Source organism: Halpernia humi (assembly GCF_900108025.1).
Lineage (GTDB): Bacteria > Bacteroidota > Bacteroidia > Flavobacteriales > Weeksellaceae > Halpernia > Halpernia humi.
Genome location: NZ_FNUS01000001.1, coordinates 196,022 through 216,146 on the forward strand (window position 1 = coordinate 196,022; position 20,125 = coordinate 216,146).

Genomic DNA, 20,125 nt, shown 5'->3' on the forward strand with positions numbered 1-20,125 from the left:
AGAAATTCTAAAAAAATTAGTTTGATTCAATTCATTGATTTCGAATTAATGTTGTTAAGAGATTATGTAAATTATGTAGAGGAATATTTTACTTCAAAAGCAAAAGAATTAGATGTCAAATTTAAAGAACTTCAGACGATCGCAGGAGATGATCCTAGTCGAGATCAGATGGAAAATTATGATCAAAGTTATTATGAAGTGATGTTGGATAACTTAATTGATGATAATTTCTACATTGAAGAATTTACTCAAAGATTTAGGTATTCTTTAATCATTCAAACCTATTCGTTTGCGGAGAAATATCTTTCAAAAATTGTAGATTATTTCACTAAAAAAAACAATACACAACCAGTAAATTCGAAATATTTAGAAAATCTTGAAAAATTGATAAGTCCCAATAGCATCAAAAAATGTGAACACTATAATTTTATCGTGTATTTCACAGATTTGCGAAATTGCATAGTTCATAGTGAAGGTGTGTTTTACTCAGATATGAAAAATACCAAAAGGCTTGGAGGATTAAATACATTGAAACAACTTAAATTAATTAACTTTAAAGAAACTAAAGGACTTAAAAGAATGAGGTATAAAATAATTATTGATGAAAAATTATTTATTGACAAGTCTATTGATAAAATTGAGAATTTTTTAAGAGAGATTGATGAACTTCTTCAAACACAATATTAAAAGCAATTATCGAATCTAAAAACGTAAAATATTAATACGAAATTAAAAATTGTTAAAACAATTTAAAGATGAATATTTTGTAAATTTGTTAAAGTAGTGTTATATATAACAAAACACTTGTATTTAATTAACCTATAGATTAACTTTGCACTTTGAAAAGAAAATGTAAAAAAATTATTTCAACTAAAGACGGCACTAGAGCAATCTATATAGATGATGAAAATTCTGCGGAAATTCTTGAATATATTAATCGAGACGATCGACACAAAAAGAAGTTTAAGTTTATCACAGATTTAATTTTGGGAAAATTTAAAAATACAGATTTATATGATAAAGAGGATATCGATGATTCTTGTAAAGATGTGACAGTAATGAAATTTTTTAAAGGGCAAGAAAATGATAGGATTTATTGCAAAGAAGTTAAAAGTGATAAAGGTGTATTTGTAGTTGTGGCGGGAATATTACACACTAGAAAAAAATCACAAAAGAACAGTAGTAAAGAAAAGAGTTTAATAACAAAATTAGGAAAATACGATTATGAAGTTTAACGAGAAATATAATATTGATAATGAATTCGAAGATTTATTCAACTTTAAAAGTGAAGAAGAAGAACTAGAACACGATGCAAAAATGATTATGTTCCGTTTCTTTAATGAACTGGCAAAATTAGAAGTTGATACACCAATTCGCAATAAAGATATTGCAGAAATTTTTGGTACTTCAAAGAGTTATGTTACCCAGTTAATGAGAGGAGATAAGTTAATCAATTTGTTGAAGATTGCAAAATTGCAAAATTCGTATGATGTTACTTTTGAAATAAAGGCAAAAAGGAATTCTGAAAATTATCGTTCAGAAATTGAGCATAATTTTCCACTTTCTGATAAGAAAAAATTACATAACGATTCTAATGGTTTCTGGGCATATCACAACACAAATCAAAAATATGGTAATTGTGAACCTTTCAAATATGATTCAAGTAAGAACACAACATTAAAGGTTGCATAATGAAACCATTACTTTCTCCACTAATATTATTGGATTTCTCTATTTTAAATTGTAATTTTCAATTTATCCCTCCAACTGAAAATCAAGAAATTAATCAAGATTTTTTTTCTGATTATGATATTGATTTAGATTTTGCTTTTTTTACGGAGGACGACACAAAAGTATTTGTAAAATTAAGTATTAACCAAGTTGAAGATCCGAAACCTGGTTATTCTATTTTTGCAGAAGGTGTAGCATTTTTTAAACTAAATGAAGGTGAAAAACTATCCGAGGATGATAAAAACTCTTTATTGCAATTTTCTGCATTTTCAATTACTTTAAATAGTTTAAGAGGTTTTATAACGGCTTTAACATCTGTTGCTCCCTTGGGAAAATATATCGTGCCTTCAATAGATGTTAATGATGTATTTCGACAAAAATCAGAAAAATCGAATAAAAAAGTTACAAAAATCAAATCTAAACCATAATTCGTTTTTCAATTGTTGAAATTTATTTTATCAAAAATTAAGGTTTAATTTATTTTTTAAATAGATTAGCATATTAGTTTAAGTCAAATTACAAAAAATGTCAAAGCAAGAAAGCAATACAAACGGATATATTGTAATTGTAGCAATTGTAATAATTGTTATTTACGTATTATATAAATTATTTTAACAAAATAAGGTTATAGTTGGTACAAATATTAAGCAAAATATTTTCAAAAATAGACTGACGAAAACATTTTGCGAATATGAAGTTTTTGGTGTTAATAGCAACGAAAATAAATTCTTAAAAAAAGTGTTTCAGTTTTGCATAAGTTACTTTCAAAACAACCAAATTTTTACAGTTGAAACAAAAGCTGGAATCAATAATATTATCAATTATTGCAGACCTGCTTTTGAATTAATAAAGGATGATTTAAAGCAAACTCAACTTCATCATTTAAAATATAATCCATTTTTTAAAGAATACAAAGAAGCCATAAAAATCGGCAATTATATTTTGAAGCAATTTGCTTATAATATTTCCGCAACTTCTGCAAACAAAATAGAAACACCACCTTTTTGGATTGATATGCCGCGATTATTTGAACTTTTTTTTTATCAAAAATTATTAAAAGCCAATAACTTTGATAGGAAAAAAATACAATATCAGTTCAGTACTTTCGGTAATTCACTGGATTTTCTAATAAATGATGGAGAGAATTCTATGGTGATTGACACCAAATATAAACTGCACTATAAACAAAGTCACATTCATTCCGACATTCGGCAAGTTGCAGGTTATGCGAGATTAAGAAAAGTAAGAAATGATTTGGGGTTAAATGTAGAAAGCGATGAAATTATTAAATGTTTAATTATTTATCCCGAAATTGCACTAGAAAAAGACTTTAATTATTCTTTAGAATTCTTGAGTAAAATTTGCGGAAATCCTGAAAACGAAATTAAAGCCTACCACAAAGTTTATAAATTAGGAATTAAATTACCGCTTATTTAAAATTGTTTTAAAAGAAAACCACAACATTTTAGTAAGGAATAGATTTGCACCATAATTGTTCCAACCTTTTGTACAGAATTCTATATTCTTCTGATTATAACTTTTTAATTCCTAAAAATATTGCCGAACTTTACAAATTCACAGTGCAATTACAACCGATGAAAACCGAAAACCAAATAGAAATCTACCAAGCCAATGATGGCTCAACTCAAATTAATGTACAACTAGAGCAGGATACAGTTTGGCTTACTCAAGCGCAAATGGCGGAACTATTCGAGACCACACCTCAGAATATAACTATGCACTTAAAAAGTATATTTAAAGAAGTGGAGCTTTTGGAAAGTGCAACTTGTAAGGATTTCTTACAAGTTCGACAAGAAGGTACTAGAACAGTGAAACGTAAGCAATTACACTATAATTTAGACGCAATTATTTCAGTAGGTTACCGTGTAAAATCAGCAAGAGCAACCCAATTCCGTATTTGGGCAAACAAAATCCTAAAAGAATATCTAGTAAATGGTTATGCTGTAAACGAAAAAAGATTAGCACAAAAAGAGCAGGAAGTTCAACTCCTGAAAAATGGAATTCAGATTTTAAGCAGAGCGATTGAAGAAAAAGCCAATGAAAATGAATGGCTATCTGTTTTTTCTAAAGGCTTGAAATTATTAGATGACTACGACCATGAAGAATTGGATTCCAAAGGTTTAACCAAAAAGCAGGCAATTTATCCGACCAGAGAAGATTATCAGGAACTCATTAATGAAATGGTGGTCGATTTTGATTCGCAAGTGTTTGGAAAAGAAAAAGATCAAAATTTTCAAAGTTCAATTGCGCAAATAGAAAAAGGTTTTGGAGAAAACGATTTTTATCCAACTTTGGAAGAAAAAGCCACCATGCTTTTGTATCTCGTGGTGAAAAATCATTCTTTCGTAGATGGCAATAAAAGAATTGCTGCAGCATGTTTTCTGAAGTTTTTACAATCAAATCAAATGCTTTTTAACGAGCAAAATAAGCTGATAATAGGTAATGACACTTTAGCAAGTTTAACTTTGCTGATTGCATCGAGTAAACCCGAAGAAATGCAGACTGTGAAAAGATTGGTGGTAAGTGTATTGAATAGAAATAAATAGACAACTATATTGCTCCATCTAAGATTAGCACATAGTAACATATTCTGTCGCATATATATCCTAAATTTGCGACAGAATTAATAGAAAATAGCGAAGTAAAGTTTTGATAATAAAATAGTTGAAAAATTTAAAAAAGCGAGCAGGGGTTCGCTATTTTACATTGAATATTTTATTAAAACTTGCTTAATTAATTTGAAGTGTTTTAAATCAAATGATAAGTATAAGTATGATTTAATCATAAAAAAAATGATAATTTTAATCTTAAATTCTTTTTTATCAACTGAAAACCTAGAAAAATATAAAGTAATGGTTATCAGTCGATTAGATATTTTTAGTTAAAAAATCATGTATAATCAATACCTTATTTGTACCATAAAATTATAAATAATTGATTATCAGTACCCGTTATTTTTGAAGAAGTCAAATAAATTTTCAAAAATATATTTAGAAATTCCCCGAGTGAAAACTTGGGGAATTTTTTTAGATAAACATTCATTGAGTTTCGAAATTAATTAAAAAAAACTAAATTTACATGATATAAAATTTATTAAAACATGAAATTCACAAAAATCCTTATTCTCGCTCTATTATTTGTTACTTTCCAAACGGCTTTCTCACAAGAAAAAGCAGAAATCGTTATTGCAAATGCTCAGAAAAAAGCCAAAGCAGAACACAAAAATGTGATGGTATTTTTCCATGCGTCTTGGTGCGGTTGGTGTAAGTTGATGGACAAAAAAATGAACTTGCCTTCTACCAAAAATCTGTTTGATGAGAATTATGTATTGGCATCTTTAGACGTTTTAGAAAATGGAGAAAAAGTGAAATTAGAAAACCCAAATGGAAGAGAATGGATGGCAAAATATGGCGGCAAAGACGCTGGTTTACCTTATTTCGTATTTATAAATAACAAAGGCGAAGTTTTAGAAAATTCTTTTAACGACAACAAAGAAAATCTCGGTTGCCCTTCTACGACAGAGGAAGTTGCAAGTTTTACGGCTAAATTGGCAAAAACTTCAAAGTTGAATAAAGAACAGTTAGAAACCATCAAATCTGTTTTCTTGCAAAAATAGTTGGGCTCAAAATACTTTGCTTTCCAAAAATTCCTCTTTCGAAAGTTTGAGGATTTTTTAGTTTAAAAAGTAGGGAAATAAAACTTTAAAATCATTATTTTCGCAAAATGATTTACCATGATGAAACGCAGTTGCAAAGAATCTGCATCAATTTTGTAGGAAACCAAACGCAGCAAGAAAGCCTCGTTACTTCTGAAACGGAAACTTTTTTAGATGATGAGATGAAAAATCTGCTGAAAGACTATTTTCTAAAATCCTTTAAACCAGAAATTTTATTTGAATTTTTTCACCAAAATAGTTTAGATCAAAATGAAGTTTTCACTTTGGTTTCTGAAATATTTGAGCAACCAGAATTGCTAGAAAATCAGTCGAAAAAATTAGCGAAATTGCTGTTTGATGTCTCCATAAATCCGCGCACAAAAGGCGGTGAATTTTATGTTTGCTATTTCACAGATTGCGTTTTAAAAGGAGAAAGATATGATGCGGTTGGCTTATTCAAATCTGAAAATAAAGATACTTTTATGCAAGTTTCGCCGTCAGATGCAAGTTTCAAATTAGAAACAGCAAAAGGTATAAATTTGAATAAAGTAGATAAAGGTTGTATCATTTTTAATTCGAAAAAAGAAGAAGGCTACATTATTTCTGTGATAGACGGAACGAGTAGAGCAGAAACCAGTTATTGGATGGACGATTTTCTTCAACTTAAACAAAAGCAAGACGATTATTTTGATACGCAAGAAACATTGACGGTTTATAAAGATTTCATCACCAAGCAATTGCCACAAGAATTTGAAATTAGCAAAGCCGACCAAGCAGAATTTCTAAACAATTCTATCAATTTTTTTAAAGAAAAAAAACAGTTTGATTTTGAAGAATTTAGCAAAGAAGTGTTGAAAGATAATGAAGTGATAGAAAGTTTTAGTAATTATAAAACCGATTATGAGCAAGAAATGCAAGTGTCTATTTCAGAAGATTTTGCCATCAATAATGCCGCGGTAAAAAAGCAAAATAGCAGTTATAAAAGTGTGATAAAATTAGATAAAAATTTTCATATTTATGTGCACGGCGATAGAAAACTCATCCAACAAGGGCAAGACGAAAACGGAAAATTTTATATGCTTTATTTCGAAGAAGAGAAATAATTAAGAATAAATACTTTAAACTAATAAATTCTTAGAAATGCCGGAAGGGCCAACTATAAAGTTTTTCGCTCAAAAATTACAGAAATTTGTGGGCAAAAAAGTCACCGAAGCGTCTGGCTATGGTGAAATGGACAAATCGAAAATAGAAGTTCTTAAATTAGAAAACATCGAGACTTTTGGTAAAAATCTAATTTTTGTGTTTAAAGATTTCTTTGTAACGGCACATTTTGGTCTTTTTGGAAGTATGCTCATTAATGAAAGAAAACAAGTAAACGCCAGTTTTGCGCTACATTTTGCAGACGAAGAAATAAATTTTTATGTAACCCGAACCAAATTGTATGAGGGAAAACCACGAGATATTTTCAATTTTAAAACCGATATTTTAAAACCAGAATTCGATCAGGAGTTGGTTTTAAAAACTTTGCAAAATACATTTTCAAACAAAGAAATTGGCGATGTTTTGATGGATCAAAGTATTTTTACCGGTGTCGGAAATATCATTAGAGTTGAGGTTTTGTATCGTTCAAAAATTCATCCTGAAAGTATAGTTGAAAAAATTCCTGTTAAAAAACTAAAAGAATTAATAGAAATTTGCGCCCTTTATGGCGAAGAATTTTTAAACCAAATGGCGACAAATACTGTAAAAAGTGATGCTTTAATTTATGGCAAAAAAATATGCCCAATTCATAAAACCGACTTGGAAATATACATTTTGGGAAAAGTGAAACGCAAAACGTATTGCTGCGAAATCTGCCAAAAATTATATAAATAAAAAATCCTGTCGCAAAACAGGATTTTTTTTGGTTTAATATTTAAAAACATTTTCTTCAAAAAGACCGTCAACCGACCAATATCGTTCGCCAGTGTCATAATTAAAAGTCAATATTTTGGAGCCTTTCGGTATTTCGCTTAGTTTTTTATTAATTGCAGCTAGTGAAGATCCTGTAGAAATTCCAGCCAAAATGCCTTCTTCGCTCGCTAATCTTCTCGTAAATTGAAATGCTTCATCTTTTTCAACTGAAATGGTGCCATCTAAAATATTTGTATGTAAATTTTTTGGAACAAAACCCGCCCCAATTCCTTGCAAAGGATGTGGCCCAGGATTACCACCAGAAATTACTGGCGAGTCTTTTGGTTCTACCGCAAAACTTTTAATATTTGGAAATTTTTCTTTCAAAACTTCGGTTACACCTGTTATATGGCCGCCAGTTCCTACACCTGTAATGTAATAATCAAAGCCTTCTGGGAAATCGTTTAGAATTTCTTGGGCTGTTGTTTTTGCGTGAATTTCGGGGTTTGCACTATTTTCAAACTGTTGCGGGATCCAAGAATTATCGATTTCTTTAGCCATTTCTAGTGCTTTTGCAATTGCGCCAGAAGTTCCTTTTTCTTTTGGAGTTAGTTCAAAAGCGGCGCCATAAGAACTCATTAGTTTTCGTCTTTCTACACTCATACTTTCTGGCATTACGAGGACTAATTTGTAGCCTTTCACGGCGCAAACCATTGCTAAACCAACGCCTGTATTTCCAGAAGTGGGCTCAATAATGAGTGTTTCTTTATTAATTTTTCCTTCTTTTTCGGCTTTTTCAATCATTGCCAAAGCAATTCTATCTTTAATGCTACCGCCAGGGTTTTGCTTTTCTAATTTCATCCAAACTTCGTGCTCGGGAAAGATTTTACTGAGTTTCACCATGGGCGTATTGCCAATGGCTTCTAATATATTATTCAGTTTCATGTGCTAAAATTTTTGTAGTTCTGCGCAGGTTTTCTACGTTTTTTATTTTTGAGACAAACTGTTTTTCAAAAATCGCGCCGTAAAATACTTTTTTTAAATACTGAAAATAATGGGTTCATTTTCAGGGAATTTATTTTTTACAGTCACTTGGCCTTTGTGGTAAACGATGGAATTTGCGGCGACACTATCGGTAATCCAAACATTTCCACCAATGATAGAATTTTCGCCTATGGTGGTTTCTCCACCAAGAATTGTGGCGTTTGCATAAATTACCACATTATCTTCGATTGTTGGATGTCGTTTAATATTTTGCAAATTTTTAGCAACATAAAGCGCTCCCAAAGTTACACCTTGATAAATTTTGACATTATTACCGATTTCAGCGGTTTCGCCAATAACAATTCCGGTGCCGTGATCTATGAAAAAATTTGCGGCAATTTTTGCTCCAGGATGAATATCAATGCCAGTTTTGCTGTGTGCAAATTCCGTCCAAATTCTTGGGATAAGAGGAATTTTATTTTTATAAAGTTCATGCGCAAATCTGTAAACAGCGATGGCAAAAAATCCTGGATAAGAAAACATAACCTCTTCTTCGCTTTGTGCGGCGGGATCATTTTTTGCGATTATTTTTGCATCATTTTCTAATGTTTCATAAATTTTTGGAAAGCTTTCAAAAAATTGTTCGGTTTTGAGGCTTTCGCTCTCTTCAGTTACAGAAAATAATATGGTTTGAAACTCATTTTTAAAATCATCTAAACGTGCTTTTATATTTTCATAATTAGAACATCTTTGGTATTCTAGAAAAAATATAAACCGGAATAATCGATCTATAAAACTTTCAATTTTTTGTTTGTCTATATCAAATTTCCTGTTAGAATAGCCTTTGTGCAAACGATCAGCAAAACTCATAGTGCTTTTTATTTAATACAAATTTAGTGAAGATTACGGAGGTTTTATCTTGATGTAAGTTAATAAATTGGTAAAAAAATTATAAATTTAAAAAAGCAGCCTTTTTTTTGAATATTTAATAAAACTTTAAGAATTACAAAATTGCTCAAAACTATTACATTTCGTAAATTTGAACATTGTTAAACAAAGTATTTTATTACATAAAATAATTAAAATCAGAAGTTAAAACAACAAAGAAACTTAGTTTTGAAAATATCCTTTTCATAGAATCAATAAATTATTAAAAATATAAATATGAAAGTTACCGTAGTTGGCGCAGGAGCAGTGGGCGCAAGTTGTGCAGAATATATTGCAATGAAAAACTTTTCTTCAGAAGTTGTTCTTGTGGATATCAAAGAAGGTTTTGCGGAAGGCAAAGCGATGGATTTGATGCAGACCGCATCTTTGAATGGCTTTGATACCAAAATTACTGGTACAACGGGCGATTATTCTAAAACGGCAGGTTCTAAAGTAGCAGTAATCACTTCTGGAATTCCGAGAAAACCAGGAATGACGCGCGAAGAACTAATCGGAATAAATGCAGGAATTGTAAAAGATGTGACTGAAAATTTGGTGAAACACTCGCCTGATGTTATCATTATAGTGGTTTCTAACCCGATGGATACGATGGCTTATTTGGTTCACAAAACTTCTGGTTTGCCAAAAGAACGCATAATCGGAATGGGAGGTGCGCTTGATTCTGCTCGTTTTAAATACAGATTAGCCGAAGCATTAGATTGCCCAATTTCTGACGTAGATGGAATGGTAATCGCGGCTCACAGTGATACGGGAATGTTGCCTTTGCTAAGTAAAGCAACGAGAAATGGTGTTTCTGTTTCTGAATTTTTAGATGAAGAAAAACAAAATACTTTAGCCGAAGCTACGAAAGTTGGTGGGGCTACTTTAACAAAATTATTAGGCACTTCTGCTTGGTATGCTCCTGGCGCAGCGGTTTCAATGTTGGTGCAATCCATCGTTTGCGACCAGAAAAAAATGGTGCCGTGTTCTGTAATGTTGGATGGCGAATATGGTGAAAGCGATATTTGTCTTGGCGTTCCATGTATCATCGGGAAAAATGGCGTTGAAAAAATTGTAAATATATCATTAACTGACGCAGAAAAGGAAAAATTTGCAACGGCTGCAAAAGCAGTGAGAGATGTGAATGGTGATCTAAAATTCTAGTTAGAATTCTTTTTTGACACAATAAAAAAAACGCATCTTTTTGAGATGCGTTTTTTTGTTTAAATCAATATTTTAAGTTTAGTATTAAATTTTTTTTACAATTTAAAGAATTTTTAAAATTATTTTAAGGCTGCTGCTTTTAAATAATTTGCCAGTTTTGTGATGGCTTTTGCATCCGCATAAATTTGATCTTGTGCTTCTTGCCATTTTCTTTGCTCTATTGCCTCGCGAATGCCGGGTAATGTTTTTACACCATAACCAGTGTAAAATCCTGGCGCATAAATGCTGTGTTTATACCAAGGACGACGCGGTAAACCTGTTTCTGTAAGCAATTGCTGTTCTGCTTGGTAAAGCAATTGGTTAAAAGCAATACTGTTGCCACCGTTTTTATTTATTTTGTCTTGAAAAATAACTTTTAAATGATCTGCGCTATTTTTTAAATCTTCCAAAGCATTTTGTAAAGGCGAAAAATCCAAATATGGCACTTCCGATTTTGCAGTTGGGCTTATTAAATTCTTTTTAGGATCTTCACCTACAGCAAAATAATTTAATTTTATCATTTTGTTTTTAATGTTTGTGCTTTCTCTTTCATTTTTTATTAGGCTTTGTAATTCTTCATTATAACCATTAATTGTACTGTATAAATGCGTGAAATCAAATGGTAAAATATCGGCTTGCGACATTCTTAAAACGGCTCTTCCTGCAGTTTTTGATAGTGCAACACCATAATGAAAACCGGGATCTTTAAAAGTGGAAAAATCATAAAAAGAATCATAAATAGAGTGGTACTCGCCACCACTTCCTTCACCGCCAAAGCCTAAATTTAGAGATGGAATTCCGGCGTGTTGTATAAACGAAGAATAATCAGATCCCGAACCCATTGCATCTAATTTAAAATTATTTTCATTGATAATTTTTTCTCGTCCGTCTGTGCTGTTTTCAGAAAGAGCATCTTTTGCTTTTCTTCTTTCAAAAATGCTGACATTGGTTTGCGGATCTATTACATTTTTTACGATTCCATCCATTAATGGTTCCAAAGCGTGTGAGCCTTCAGCATAAATAAATCCTCGTTCGTTGCCATCTGTATTAATATAAATGACTGCTTTTTCTTGCAATTCTTTCTGATGCGTTTCTACCCATTCCGTGGAACCTAGCAAACCTGGTTCTTCGCCATCCCACGAACAATAAACCAAAGTTCTGTCTGGTTTCCAACCTGTTTTCATTAGTTCTGTGATAGATTTTGCTTCTTCCAACATTGCTGCTTGACCGCTAATTGGGTCGGATGCGCCGTTTACCCAAGCATCTTGGTGATTTCCTCTTATGACCCATTCGTCTGGATATTTTGCACCTTTTATTTTTGCAATAACATCATAGCAAGGAACAATATCCCAGTTGAAAGCCAATTTTAAATGCACTTTTGTTTTTCCTGGTCCGATGTGATATGCAAATGGAAGTCCGCCTTGCCAATTGGCAGGAACATTTGGTCCGTCAAGTGCTTCTAGCAATGGTTTTGCATCGTGGTAACTTATTGGTAAAACTGGAATTTTTAAAATATTTAAGGCTTCCGATTTCTCTATTCTTTTTGCATCTTTAGTTGCGCCAATTCCTGGCGTTAACGGATCTCCCGGATTTATAACCATATCCATTATAGAACCTCTTTGCACGCCATATTCATTTTTAAAAGGGCCTTTTGGATAAACATCACCTGCAAAATATCCATCATCCATCGGGTCGCTGTAAATGATACAGCCAATTGCGCCGTGTTCTTGTGCCACTTTTGGTTTTGTGCCGCGCCAACTATGGCCATATTTTGCAATCACGATTTTTCCTTTGACAGAAATCCCCATTTGGTCTAAAATTTTGTAATCATCTGGTAAACCGTAATTTACGAAAACCAAATCGGCGGTTACATCTCCGTCTGCGCTATAAGCATTGTAAGTTGGTAATTGGCCAGATTGACCGCTTGTGGGATCTTCTTTCAGCGCGGGTTCTTTTAGAATTGCTTTGTAAGAAGTGGGCGAAACCATTTCTAAAACCCTGGTTTTTGGTGTTGGGAATAGCACATAAAAAGTTTCAATTTGGGCGTCCCAACCCCATTTTTTATAAAGTGAAAGAATGTATTCGGCGTTTTCTTTACTTCCGGGCGAACCGATGTGATGCGGTTTTGCGGAAAGTAATTTTACAGTAGCACCAACATTTTCGGCGCTTAAATTTTTATCAAAGGATGATTCTAAAGATAATTGGGTCGCAGCATCTTTTTCATTAAAACCAAATATATTCTTGGTTTGCGAATATGAAAAATTAAAGACAGAAAGCAGTAGGATTGGAAATAGTTTTTTTAGCATTTTTTAGTTTTTTTGCAGTTAAAAAAATAATTTAGAAATGTTTCTTTTTAATTATTAATAAATGTATAAAGAATTTATCAAAAAGTGATTAAGCAATAAGTATTTTAAACGAATATTTATTTCTAATGGCTTTATTATCAAAGTAATTCGCGCGCATTTTTAATAATTTCATCAGAATAATTATACATTTCTAAAATTTTGATGGCATTTGTTTTTTGGCTAATACCTTTATTTAAAATATAGGGAAATGAGATTTTATTTAAAGTAATATCTTCATCAAAATAATACAATTCAAAATTATTTGCCTCTAAAAATTGTGCAATTTCTAAATCGTGTGTGGTGATAACGACGAGGTTTTTTTCGTCTTTATTTAATGCAGAAAGCACGGCTTTGCTGATGGCGATTCTCTCTTTTGTGTTTGTTCCGCTGAAAATTTCATCAATTAAAATTAGAGCAAAAGTGTCTCTTTTTTCTAGAAAAGTTTTTATTCGCATTACTTCTTCTAAATAATAACTTTTATTTTCTTCAATATTATCTTGAATAGAAATAGACGTTAATATTTGCATTTTTGGGCACTCAAAAGAGTCGGCAAAACACAAGTTAAAATTTTGTGCAAAAAGAGAATTAATCGTCATACAACGCATAAATGTTGTTTTCCCCGACATATTAGAACCCGTTAAAACCAAACTTTTATCAGAAATCATCAAGTTATTTTTCACACAATTATCTATAAAAGGGTGGTAAATATTTTCGGTTTTTATTTCTTTTTTATTGATGAAAATGGGCTCGCAAGTTTTGTAATTTAATTTTATTTCAGAAATGGTTATTGCCGTGTCTATTTTGCCAATAAATTTTACCAATTTTAAAAGATCTTCTTTTGAATCTTTCAGGATTTTTACTTTTTTTCTGAAACCAAAGATTTCAGTATTAAATGAAATGCGGTAAAATTCTATAGCCGACCAAATTACAAGTAAATACTCATTTTTTACCAAGGCTTGTTCGACTTCGCTGAAACCGATAATTTTGCTTAGTTTATTAATATTAATAAAATTAAATTCTTCTGTAAATTGCGAAAATTTAGAAATATTATTAGCGGTTTTAATGCTTGCACTTAATCGCGAAATCACCAATTTATAATATTGTACGTAAGCTTTGTTGTTGTAGTGGTAATAAAAATTAATGAAAAATAAGGGTATTAAAAACACCAAAACTTTTGGAACAAAAAAACTAGAAATCACAATCATAGTCAAAGCAAGTGTTGCTAATCTTGCATAATTGTAATAGCGTTCATTCACAGAAATGTCTTCCGAAATAAGGTCTATTAAATGGTAATCTTTATCTTGGTTTAGTTTTGATAATTGCTTGGCAACCTGGTTTTTTTCAATGTCATTTTTTGCAAAATAATCTACATATTTAGTAAAATACTGATCGCTTTTATTTTCTAATAGTCTAAATTTTGAATAGAAATATTGCTGGCCAATTTTAGAAAAAGTTTGGTCTAGTTTAAAGAAAAGTAAATCCAGATTTAAGTCGTAAGCCGTTTTTTCGGAAAGAATTTGCAGATGATTTTCATCTTTTATGTAATTAAAATATTTTTCTACCGGACTTGTATCGTTTATCATTTTGGCGAAAATTATACTATTGAGAATTTAATTAAAAAAAAATAAAATTTATCCTTTTTTTACTCAAAATCTTTGTCGCTTATAAATTGGTTTACAATAAGTTCTTTCAAAATCGCAACTTGCTTAGAATCTCCTGAAATATAAGTTTGTTTGGTCTCATTGAGTAAATTTCCAAATTTTTTATAATCTTCATTTACAACTGTTTCAAAGGTGTTTTTGTTGGCATTCGCAACGGTTTCTTTTTTCGTTAAGAGATTGGTGCTTTTATCGTAGTACAAATAGGATATTTTACCATTGACGTAAGTGGCTTTTATTTTATTGTTTTTATCATCGGCACTTGTTTCTATATATTCTAGTTTATATAATTCTGGATCAATATATTCTAAATCGTTCATAATATATTTTCGGTATTTTTTGTCTTTATATTCATCTTGATCGGCCAATTTTTTTTCGCCTCTCACCATTTCGTAGCCTTTTTTACCGTCATAAAAAGATTTGTAAACTGTTCTTCCTTGGTATTCTATTTCGAAACTGCCTTTGTTGGGCGCCATCTCTTTTGTAATCCAAAATACATCTCTACCGTCCATCGTTGTTGCCATTTTGGTATAAAGCGTTTTTACATTCATTAGCGCTTCTTTGCCTCCTTTTGCGGCAATAGATTTTTCAATAATAGCGATTGCTTTCGGGTCGGTTTTTTGAGAAAAAATTTGCACAGAAGTTAATAAGAAAAGGCTGAAAAGTGTCATTTTTAATTTCATTTTGTGGGATATTTTAATTTTTAGTTAAACAAATATAAACAACTATTAATAATGCTTTTCTCAAATTTTGAATATTTTCTCTTAAATTTGAAGTTGAATTTTAATTAAATAAAAAAAATGTTTAAAAAATCCCTTATGGTGGCGCTTGCCATCTTTTCAACAGGTCTATTTGCCCAAAAAAATAATACATCCAATGTGCAAAGGCCGAAATTGGTCGTTGGTTTAGTTGTCGATCAGATGCGTTGGGATTATTTGTATCGTTATTATGATAAATTTCAAAATGATGGTTTTAAACGTTTATTAAACCAAGGTTTTGCTGTTAACAATGTGCATATTCCTTATATTCCAACTTATACAGCGGTTGGACATAGTTCTATTTATACAGGTTCAGTACCTGCAATAGACGGAATTCCGGGAAATGATTGGTATGAAAAATCGCTAGGGAAAAGCGTGTATTGCACCGAAGATGAAAGCGTGCAGCCAGTTGGTACGGCTAACGTAAAAGTGGGAAGCCAATCGCCAAAAAATTTATGGTCTACCACAATGACGGATCAATTGAGGCTTGCTACAAATTTTCAATCAAAAGTTGTGGGTGTTTCTTTGAAGGATCGCGCTTCTATTTTGCCTGCGGGTCACAATCCTACAGGTGCATACTGGTTTGATGATTCTTCTGGGAATTTTGTAACGAGTTCTTATTATATGAAACAGTTGCCGAAATGGGTCAATGATTTTAATGCAAAAAAAGTACCCGATGAATTGGTGAAAAATGGTTGGAATACTTTGCTCCCGATTTCAGAATATACAGAAAGTTCTCCCGATAATTCGCCTTGGGAAGGACTCCTTGGAAGTGCTAAAACGCCAACATTTCCGTACAATAATTTTGCAGCAGATTATCAAAAAGAAAAAGACAACATCAGAACGACGCCTTTTGGTAATACTTTAACTTTAAAAATGGCAGAAGCAGCCATTAATGGAGAAAGTTTAGGCGCAGATTCTGTTACGGATTTTCTAGCCATCAATTTGGCCTCAACTGATTATGCGGGGCATAAATTCGGGCCTAATTCTGTAGAAGTAGAAGATGTTTATTTGCGTTTAGACCGCGATTTGGGAGATTTTTTTAAATATTTAGATAAAACGGTGGGCGCTGGAAATTATACTGTTTTTCTTACAGCCGATCATGGTGGTGCGCATTCTGAAGGATTTATGGAAGCACATAAAATGCCAACAGGTTTCTATGGGGAAGGTGCAAAGAAAATGTATAATCAACTTTTGAAAGATAAATTTGGTGTAGATAAATTGGTGCTTTCTTATACAAATAGCCAAATTTATTTAGACAATAAATTAATGGCAGAAAATAAATTGAATGAAGATGAAGTTAAAGATTTTCTAATAAATCAATTAAACCAAGATAAGAGCATTCTGTTTGCCGTTGATATGAAAAAAGTAGCGCAATCTTCTATTCCAGAGCCTATTAAAACAAGAATTATGAATGGTTATAATTGGCAAAGAAGTGGTGATATTCAAATTATTTATCACGATTCTTGGTTGCCAAGTTATTCAAAACTTGGAACAACTCACGGCGCTTGGAATTCTTACGATTCTCATATTCCCTTAATTTTTATGGGATGGGGAATCACAAAAGGGGAAACGAATAAAGATTATAAAATGACGGATATTGCGCCAACGATTTCTGCACTTTTAAAAATTCAATTCCCAAGTGGAAATATAGGAAATCCGATTACTGAAGTTTTGGGAAAATAGTTTTTAACACAAATATTTTTGTAATATCTGTGAATTCTGTGCGCCAATAACACACACTGATTTCACAAATTTCTACAGATTTATTTAAAAAAAACAGAAGAAAAATTAAAAAAAAGACCGATTTTGTAATCGGTCTTTTTATTTTTTCAGGGAAAATTATTTCTTCATATTGGGCGGATAGTTGGCCATAATTTCACCTACGATTTCTGGGATTTGTTTTTGTTTTGCTCTAGGTGAATCTACAGAAATACCACTTCCAATGCCTTGCCATACTAATTTTTGCGAATTGGCATCTATTAAATCAATAACTAAAGCGCCTCTGTTATAATTGCTGGTAAAAGTTCTGTTAATACCAAAACCAAAACCACCATATCCGAAACCACCAAACATTCCAAAAGGACTCGTAGATTGGATGTCGCGTATTTGTTTGTGATTGGCTTTCAAATTCACAATTAAGTCTGGATTATTTGAAACTTTCAAACCTTTCATTTGAAGTTGTTTAGAAACCTCGTTCAGCACGCGATCTTTGTCGATATCATTAAGGTTCAAATCATCAATTCTTAATTTGTAAGTTTTGTAGTTGCTAAAATTAGCCGTTGCCGCATAATCTGATTTTACTTGAAATGGGCTGCATGAAGAAAGTCCTAAAGTGGCCGCCAATAAAATGACTAAATATTTTTTTTTCATGATGAAGTTACTTTTAAATTGAAAATTTATTTTAAAATTTTATCTGTTAAATTTATTTTTTTGAAAGAATCTGTTTTCTTATCATACCCAAAAGGGCAATGCTTACACCCGCTTTTGCAACAATAACCACGTTTTAAATGGTAATTTTCCGTAAAAACCCGATAGCCTTGCTCGTTGTAATAATAGTCTTCATTCTCTTTGATTTCTTTTTGCGTCATAAGTTAAATCCTAAAAATGATTTTTATATTTGTGATATGATAATAGTGTGCCATTTTTTACTCAAAAATACAAAAATAAACGGCATTGCGCTTTTTCCTTTTATATTACTTAAAAATGCGGCCGATAAAAATAATAAGTTTTTGATTAACCACGAAAAAATCCACTTGCGACAACAGATTGAATTATTAATTATTTTTTTTTACGCTTGGTATTTGCTCGAATATTATTTTTGGCTCATCAAGTTCAGAGATCCATTTCTCGCGTATCGCCGCATCAGTTTTGAGCGAGAAGCGTACGCAAATGAACAAGATATTAATTATTTGAAATCAAAGAAATTGTGGAGTTTTTTTAAATATTTAAAATAAAAAAAGAGACTTAAAAAAGTCTCTTAAATTTTAATTAAATAAATCTCTCACTTTATCAAAAAAAGTTTTTTCTTTTCCTGATGGTTCTGCCATCATTTCTCCATTTTCAATTTGAAGTTCAAAAAATTCTTTTTGTGATGGTGTTAAATTTTGTGGCGTCCAAACATTGATATGGATGAACATATCGCCTTTGCCATAAGATTCTAAACTCGGTAAACCTTTTCCTGCCAAACGCAAAATTTTGCCAGATTGTGTACCGCTATCTATTTTAATTTTTACTTTTCCACCAACGGTATTCACTTCTTTTGATGTTCCTAGAGCAGCTTCTGCAAAAGAAATGTATAATTCTTGGTGCAGATTATCGCCTTCGCGTTTTATATTTTTATCTGCTTCTTCTTCTACAACGACTAATAAATCGCCGGCAACACCACCAAATGGCGCATCATTTCCTTTGCCGCGAACACTCAACTGAACGCCTTCTCTGGCACCTGCTGGAATATTGATCGTTACTTCTTCGTCTTCTTTTATTAAACCTTGCGCATTTGCACCAGGCGGAATTTTATCTGCAACTTTACCAATTCCTTGGCAAGTGCTACATGTTTGTTGCGTTTGCATTTGCCCAAACATAGTGTTCATCACTTTTATTTGTGCGCCTTGTCCGTGGCAAGTAGGGCAGGTTTTAGAAGTTGCACCTTTCGCAAACTTCATTTTTTTTACCTTAATGGTTTTTTGAGTTCCGTTTAGAATTTCTTCTAAATTTAATTTTATTCTTACTCGAAGGTTAGAGCCACGCGCTTGCTGTGGTCTTCCGCCGCCACCTCCGCCGCCAAAATGACCGCCGAAAATATCTCCAAATTGGCTAAAAATATCTTCCATATTCATACCACCGCCAAAACCGCCGCCTCCGAAGCCGCCATTTCCGCTCATTCCAGCGTGACCGTATTGGTCGTAGCGTGCTTTTTTGTTGGGATCACTTAATACTTCATAAGCCTCGGCTGCTTCTTTAAATTTCTCTTCAGAAGTGGCATCTCCAGGGTTTTTATCCGGATGGTACTTTATAGCCATCTTTCGATAGGCTTTTTTTATTTCTTCTCCGGAAGCCGATTTTGTAATTTCTAAAACTTCGTAATAATCTCTTTTGGTCATAATTTTTAATAATAAATTATTGATTAATAATAATTGATAACTTTCTGTTCATAAAATTTCATCAATTATCACTTATCTTTTATCATTGATATTTAGCTTCCGGTTACTACTTTTGCGAATCGAATTACTTTGTCGTGCAATAAATAACCAGTTTCTACTACATCAACTATTTTTCCTTTTAAATCTTCTGAAGGTGCAGGAATACTTGTGATGGCTTCATGCAAGTCTACATTGAAAACGTCGCCTGCATTTACTTCTATTGGTTTTAAACCTTTTTCGGTTAATTTACTTTTGAATTTTTGGTAAATTAATTCTACACCTTTCAAATCTGCTTCGTTTCCATTTTTAGAAATTTCTTTTAAGGCGCGTTCAAAATCATCCAAAACACCGAGCATAGAAATCATCATTTCTTGATGCGCGTATTGAAAGAATTCATTGCGTTCTTTTACGGTTCTTTTTTTGTAATTTTCAAATTCTGCAAAAAGACGAATGTATCTGTCTTTTTCTTCTGCCAATAGTTCTTCTGTAGATTTTTCTTGTGTCAGATTTTCAGTTTCTTGCGCTTTGTTTTCTTCTGCAGCATCTTGCATGTTTTCTTCTGCAACAGAAAAATCTTCGTTTGTATCTTTATTGTCTTCCATTTTCATAATTTTATAAAACCTCTTTCGCAAAATTTTTGCCAAAGAACAGAGTAGGACATTTAGGCAGATTTATGGTTTGAGTTATCATATAATTTTCACTTACAAATATGATTTTATATTCATTGATTCGCTTTTAAATAGTACTTTTTTAGTAGTGTAAAATCAATAAAGCAAAATAATTTACCTTTTCACTTTTTATTGATTTA

Annotated in this window: 21 protein-coding genes; 12 read left to right on the forward strand and 9 right to left on the reverse strand. The window is 31.8% G+C overall.

The annotated features are described in order from the left end of the window. The first annotated feature begins 21 nt into the window (after window positions 1-21). The 9 genes from C4S29_RS00955 (at window position 22) to C4S29_RS00995 (ending at window position 7,282) form a co-directional block, all read left to right on the forward strand. Window positions 22-687: a hypothetical protein gene (locus tag C4S29_RS00955; RefSeq protein WP_146063238.1), complete on the forward strand. Its 666-nt coding sequence runs from the start codon at window positions 22-24 to the stop codon at window positions 685-687. A 152-nt stretch (window positions 688-839) separates the two neighbouring features. Then, window positions 840-1,235 (forward strand): hypothetical protein, encoded by a 396-nt coding sequence (locus C4S29_RS00960; RefSeq protein ID WP_103912256.1) that lies wholly within the window; start codon window positions 840-842, stop codon window positions 1,233-1,235. Further along, complete coding sequence (locus C4S29_RS00965; protein WP_103912257.1) at window positions 1,225-1,692, forward strand: helix-turn-helix domain-containing protein; 468 nt, start codon at window positions 1,225-1,227, stop codon at window positions 1,690-1,692. Before C4S29_RS00960 ends, C4S29_RS00965 begins: the two co-directional genes overlap by 11 nt. Continuing rightward, a complete protein-coding gene (locus C4S29_RS00970) occupies window positions 1,692-2,159 on the forward strand; it encodes a hypothetical protein (RefSeq protein ID WP_103912258.1) in 468 nt (155 codons plus the stop codon). Before C4S29_RS00965 ends, C4S29_RS00970 begins: the two co-directional genes overlap by 1 nt. Before the next feature lie 214 nt (window positions 2,160-2,373). Continuing rightward, window positions 2,374-3,168, forward strand: a complete 795-nt coding sequence (locus C4S29_RS00975) for an McrC family protein (RefSeq protein ID WP_262496752.1) — start codon at window positions 2,374-2,376, stop codon at window positions 3,166-3,168. 68 nt (window positions 3,169-3,236) lie between these two features. Further along, window positions 3,237-4,298, forward strand: a complete 1,062-nt coding sequence (gene rhuM / locus C4S29_RS00980) for a virulence protein RhuM/Fic/DOC family protein (protein WP_233740454.1) — start codon at window positions 3,237-3,239, stop codon at window positions 4,296-4,298. 554 nt (window positions 4,299-4,852) lie between these two features. After that, window positions 4,853-5,368, forward strand: coding sequence for a thioredoxin family protein (locus tag C4S29_RS00985; protein WP_103912260.1), 516 nt, complete (start codon window positions 4,853-4,855; stop codon window positions 5,366-5,368). A 107-nt stretch (window positions 5,369-5,475) separates the two neighbouring features. Then, a complete protein-coding gene (locus tag C4S29_RS00990; protein WP_103912261.1) occupies window positions 5,476-6,510 on the forward strand; it encodes a nucleoid-associated protein in 1,035 nt (344 codons plus the stop codon). Between the two features lie 37 nt (window positions 6,511-6,547). Next, window positions 6,548-7,282: a DNA-formamidopyrimidine glycosylase family protein gene (locus C4S29_RS00995; RefSeq protein ID WP_103912262.1), complete on the forward strand. Its 735-nt coding sequence runs from the start codon at window positions 6,548-6,550 to the stop codon at window positions 7,280-7,282. 33 nt (window positions 7,283-7,315) lie between these two features. Here C4S29_RS00995 and cysK read toward each other — a convergent pair whose 3' ends face one another. Together cysK and epsC are read right to left on the reverse strand one after the other, a co-directional pair. After that, window positions 7,316-8,245 (reverse strand): cysteine synthase A, encoded by a 930-nt coding sequence (gene cysK, locus C4S29_RS01000; RefSeq protein ID WP_103912263.1) that lies wholly within the window; start codon window positions 8,243-8,245, stop codon window positions 7,316-7,318. Window positions 8,246-8,338: 93 nt separating this feature from the next. Then, entirely contained in the window at window positions 8,339-9,154 is an 816-nt protein-coding gene (epsC, locus tag C4S29_RS01005; RefSeq protein ID WP_103912264.1) for a serine O-acetyltransferase EpsC, read from the reverse strand. Between the two features lie 294 nt (window positions 9,155-9,448). Between epsC and C4S29_RS01010 the strand changes: the two genes are divergently transcribed. Continuing rightward, window positions 9,449-10,375 (forward strand): malate dehydrogenase, encoded by a 927-nt coding sequence (locus tag C4S29_RS01010; RefSeq protein WP_103912265.1) that lies wholly within the window; start codon window positions 9,449-9,451, stop codon window positions 10,373-10,375. Between the two features lie 119 nt (window positions 10,376-10,494). Here the strand turns inward: C4S29_RS01010 and C4S29_RS01015 are convergent, their stop codons facing one another. The 3 genes from C4S29_RS01015 to C4S29_RS01025 all read right to left on the reverse strand — a co-directional run bounded on the left by C4S29_RS01015 (window position 10,495) and on the right by C4S29_RS01025 (window position 15,100). Continuing rightward, window positions 10,495-12,720, reverse strand: a complete 2,226-nt coding sequence (locus C4S29_RS01015; RefSeq protein ID WP_103912266.1) for a transferrin receptor-like dimerization domain-containing protein — start codon at window positions 12,718-12,720, stop codon at window positions 10,495-10,497. Between the two features lie 137 nt (window positions 12,721-12,857). Then, window positions 12,858-14,342, reverse strand: coding sequence for a MutS-related protein (locus C4S29_RS01020; protein WP_103912267.1), 1,485 nt, complete (start codon window positions 14,340-14,342; stop codon window positions 12,858-12,860). A gap of 59 nt (window positions 14,343-14,401) precedes the next feature. Next, window positions 14,402-15,100, reverse strand: coding sequence for a hypothetical protein (locus C4S29_RS01025; protein ID WP_103912268.1), 699 nt, complete (start codon window positions 15,098-15,100; stop codon window positions 14,402-14,404). A gap of 117 nt (window positions 15,101-15,217) precedes the next feature. Between C4S29_RS01025 and pafA the strand changes: the two genes are divergently transcribed. Beyond that, window positions 15,218-16,861: an alkaline phosphatase PafA gene (pafA, locus tag C4S29_RS01030; RefSeq protein WP_103912269.1), complete on the forward strand. Its 1,644-nt coding sequence runs from the start codon at window positions 15,218-15,220 to the stop codon at window positions 16,859-16,861. A 156-nt stretch (window positions 16,862-17,017) separates the two neighbouring features. On the opposite strand, the gene C4S29_RS01035 is transcribed toward pafA, so the two are convergent. Both C4S29_RS01035 and C4S29_RS01040 read right to left on the reverse strand, forming a co-directional pair. Continuing rightward, window positions 17,018-17,548, reverse strand: a complete 531-nt coding sequence (locus C4S29_RS01035; RefSeq protein ID WP_103912270.1) for a DUF4136 domain-containing protein — start codon at window positions 17,546-17,548, stop codon at window positions 17,018-17,020. Window positions 17,549-17,574: 26 nt separating this feature from the next. Beyond that, window positions 17,575-17,766: a DUF5522 domain-containing protein gene (locus tag C4S29_RS01040; RefSeq protein WP_103912271.1), complete on the reverse strand. Its 192-nt coding sequence runs from the start codon at window positions 17,764-17,766 to the stop codon at window positions 17,575-17,577. Window positions 17,767-17,802: 36 nt separating this feature from the next. Here C4S29_RS01040 and C4S29_RS14875 point away from each other — a divergent pair, with 36 nt between their 5' ends. After that, window positions 17,803-18,132 (forward strand): hypothetical protein, encoded by a 330-nt coding sequence (locus C4S29_RS14875; RefSeq protein WP_103912272.1) that lies wholly within the window; start codon window positions 17,803-17,805, stop codon window positions 18,130-18,132. 30 nt (window positions 18,133-18,162) lie between these two features. Here the strand turns inward: C4S29_RS14875 and dnaJ are convergent, their stop codons facing one another. Both dnaJ and C4S29_RS01055 read right to left on the reverse strand, forming a co-directional pair. After that, on the reverse strand, window positions 18,163-19,278 hold the full coding sequence (gene dnaJ / locus C4S29_RS01050) for a molecular chaperone DnaJ (RefSeq protein WP_103912273.1): 1,116 nt from the start codon (window positions 19,276-19,278) through the stop codon (window positions 18,163-18,165). Between the two features lie 92 nt (window positions 19,279-19,370). After that, window positions 19,371-19,868, reverse strand: a complete 498-nt coding sequence (locus C4S29_RS01055; protein ID WP_394338656.1) for a nucleotide exchange factor GrpE — start codon at window positions 19,866-19,868, stop codon at window positions 19,371-19,373. Window positions 19,869-20,125: the final 257 nt, after the last annotated feature.

Excerpts from the sequence above, each read along its gene's own strand:
- C4S29_RS00965 (WP_103912257.1), top strand. The coding sequence starts at position 1,225 with ATGAAGTTTAACGAGAAATATAATATTGATAATGAATTCGAAGATTTA.
- C4S29_RS00970 (WP_103912258.1), top strand. The coding sequence starts at position 1,692 with ATGAAACCATTACTTTCTCCACTAATATTATTGGATTTCTCTATTTTA.
- C4S29_RS00985 (WP_103912260.1), top strand. The coding sequence starts at position 4,853 with ATGAAATTCACAAAAATCCTTATTCTCGCTCTATTATTTGTTACTTTC.
- C4S29_RS00990 (WP_103912261.1), top strand. The coding sequence starts at position 5,476 with ATGATTTACCATGATGAAACGCAGTTGCAAAGAATCTGCATCAATTTT.
- C4S29_RS00995 (WP_103912262.1), top strand. The coding sequence starts at position 6,548 with ATGCCGGAAGGGCCAACTATAAAGTTTTTCGCTCAAAAATTACAGAAA.
- cysK (WP_103912263.1), bottom strand. The coding sequence starts at position 8,245 with ATGAAACTGAATAATATATTAGAAGCCATTGGCAATACGCCCATGGTG.
- epsC (WP_103912264.1), bottom strand. The coding sequence starts at position 9,154 with ATGAGTTTTGCTGATCGTTTGCACAAAGGCTATTCTAACAGGAAATTT.
- C4S29_RS01010 (WP_103912265.1), top strand. The coding sequence starts at position 9,449 with ATGAAAGTTACCGTAGTTGGCGCAGGAGCAGTGGGCGCAAGTTGTGCA.
- C4S29_RS01015 (WP_103912266.1), bottom strand. The coding sequence starts at position 12,720 with ATGCTAAAAAAACTATTTCCAATCCTACTGCTTTCTGTCTTTAATTTT.
- C4S29_RS01020 (WP_103912267.1), bottom strand. The coding sequence starts at position 14,342 with ATGATAAACGATACAAGTCCGGTAGAAAAATATTTTAATTACATAAAA.
- C4S29_RS01025 (WP_103912268.1), bottom strand. The coding sequence starts at position 15,100 with ATGAAATTAAAAATGACACTTTTCAGCCTTTTCTTATTAACTTCTGTG.
- pafA (WP_103912269.1), top strand. The coding sequence starts at position 15,218 with ATGTTTAAAAAATCCCTTATGGTGGCGCTTGCCATCTTTTCAACAGGT.
- C4S29_RS01035 (WP_103912270.1), bottom strand. The coding sequence starts at position 17,548 with ATGAAAAAAAAATATTTAGTCATTTTATTGGCGGCCACTTTAGGACTT.
- C4S29_RS01040 (WP_103912271.1), bottom strand. The coding sequence starts at position 17,766 with ATGACGCAAAAAGAAATCAAAGAGAATGAAGACTATTATTACAACGAG.
- C4S29_RS14875 (WP_103912272.1), top strand. The coding sequence starts at position 17,803 with ATGATAATAGTGTGCCATTTTTTACTCAAAAATACAAAAATAAACGGC.
- dnaJ (WP_103912273.1), bottom strand. The coding sequence starts at position 19,278 with ATGACCAAAAGAGATTATTACGAAGTTTTAGAAATTACAAAATCGGCT.
- C4S29_RS01055 (WP_394338656.1), bottom strand. The coding sequence starts at position 19,868 with ATGCAAGATGCTGCAGAAGAAAACAAAGCGCAAGAAACTGAAAATCTG.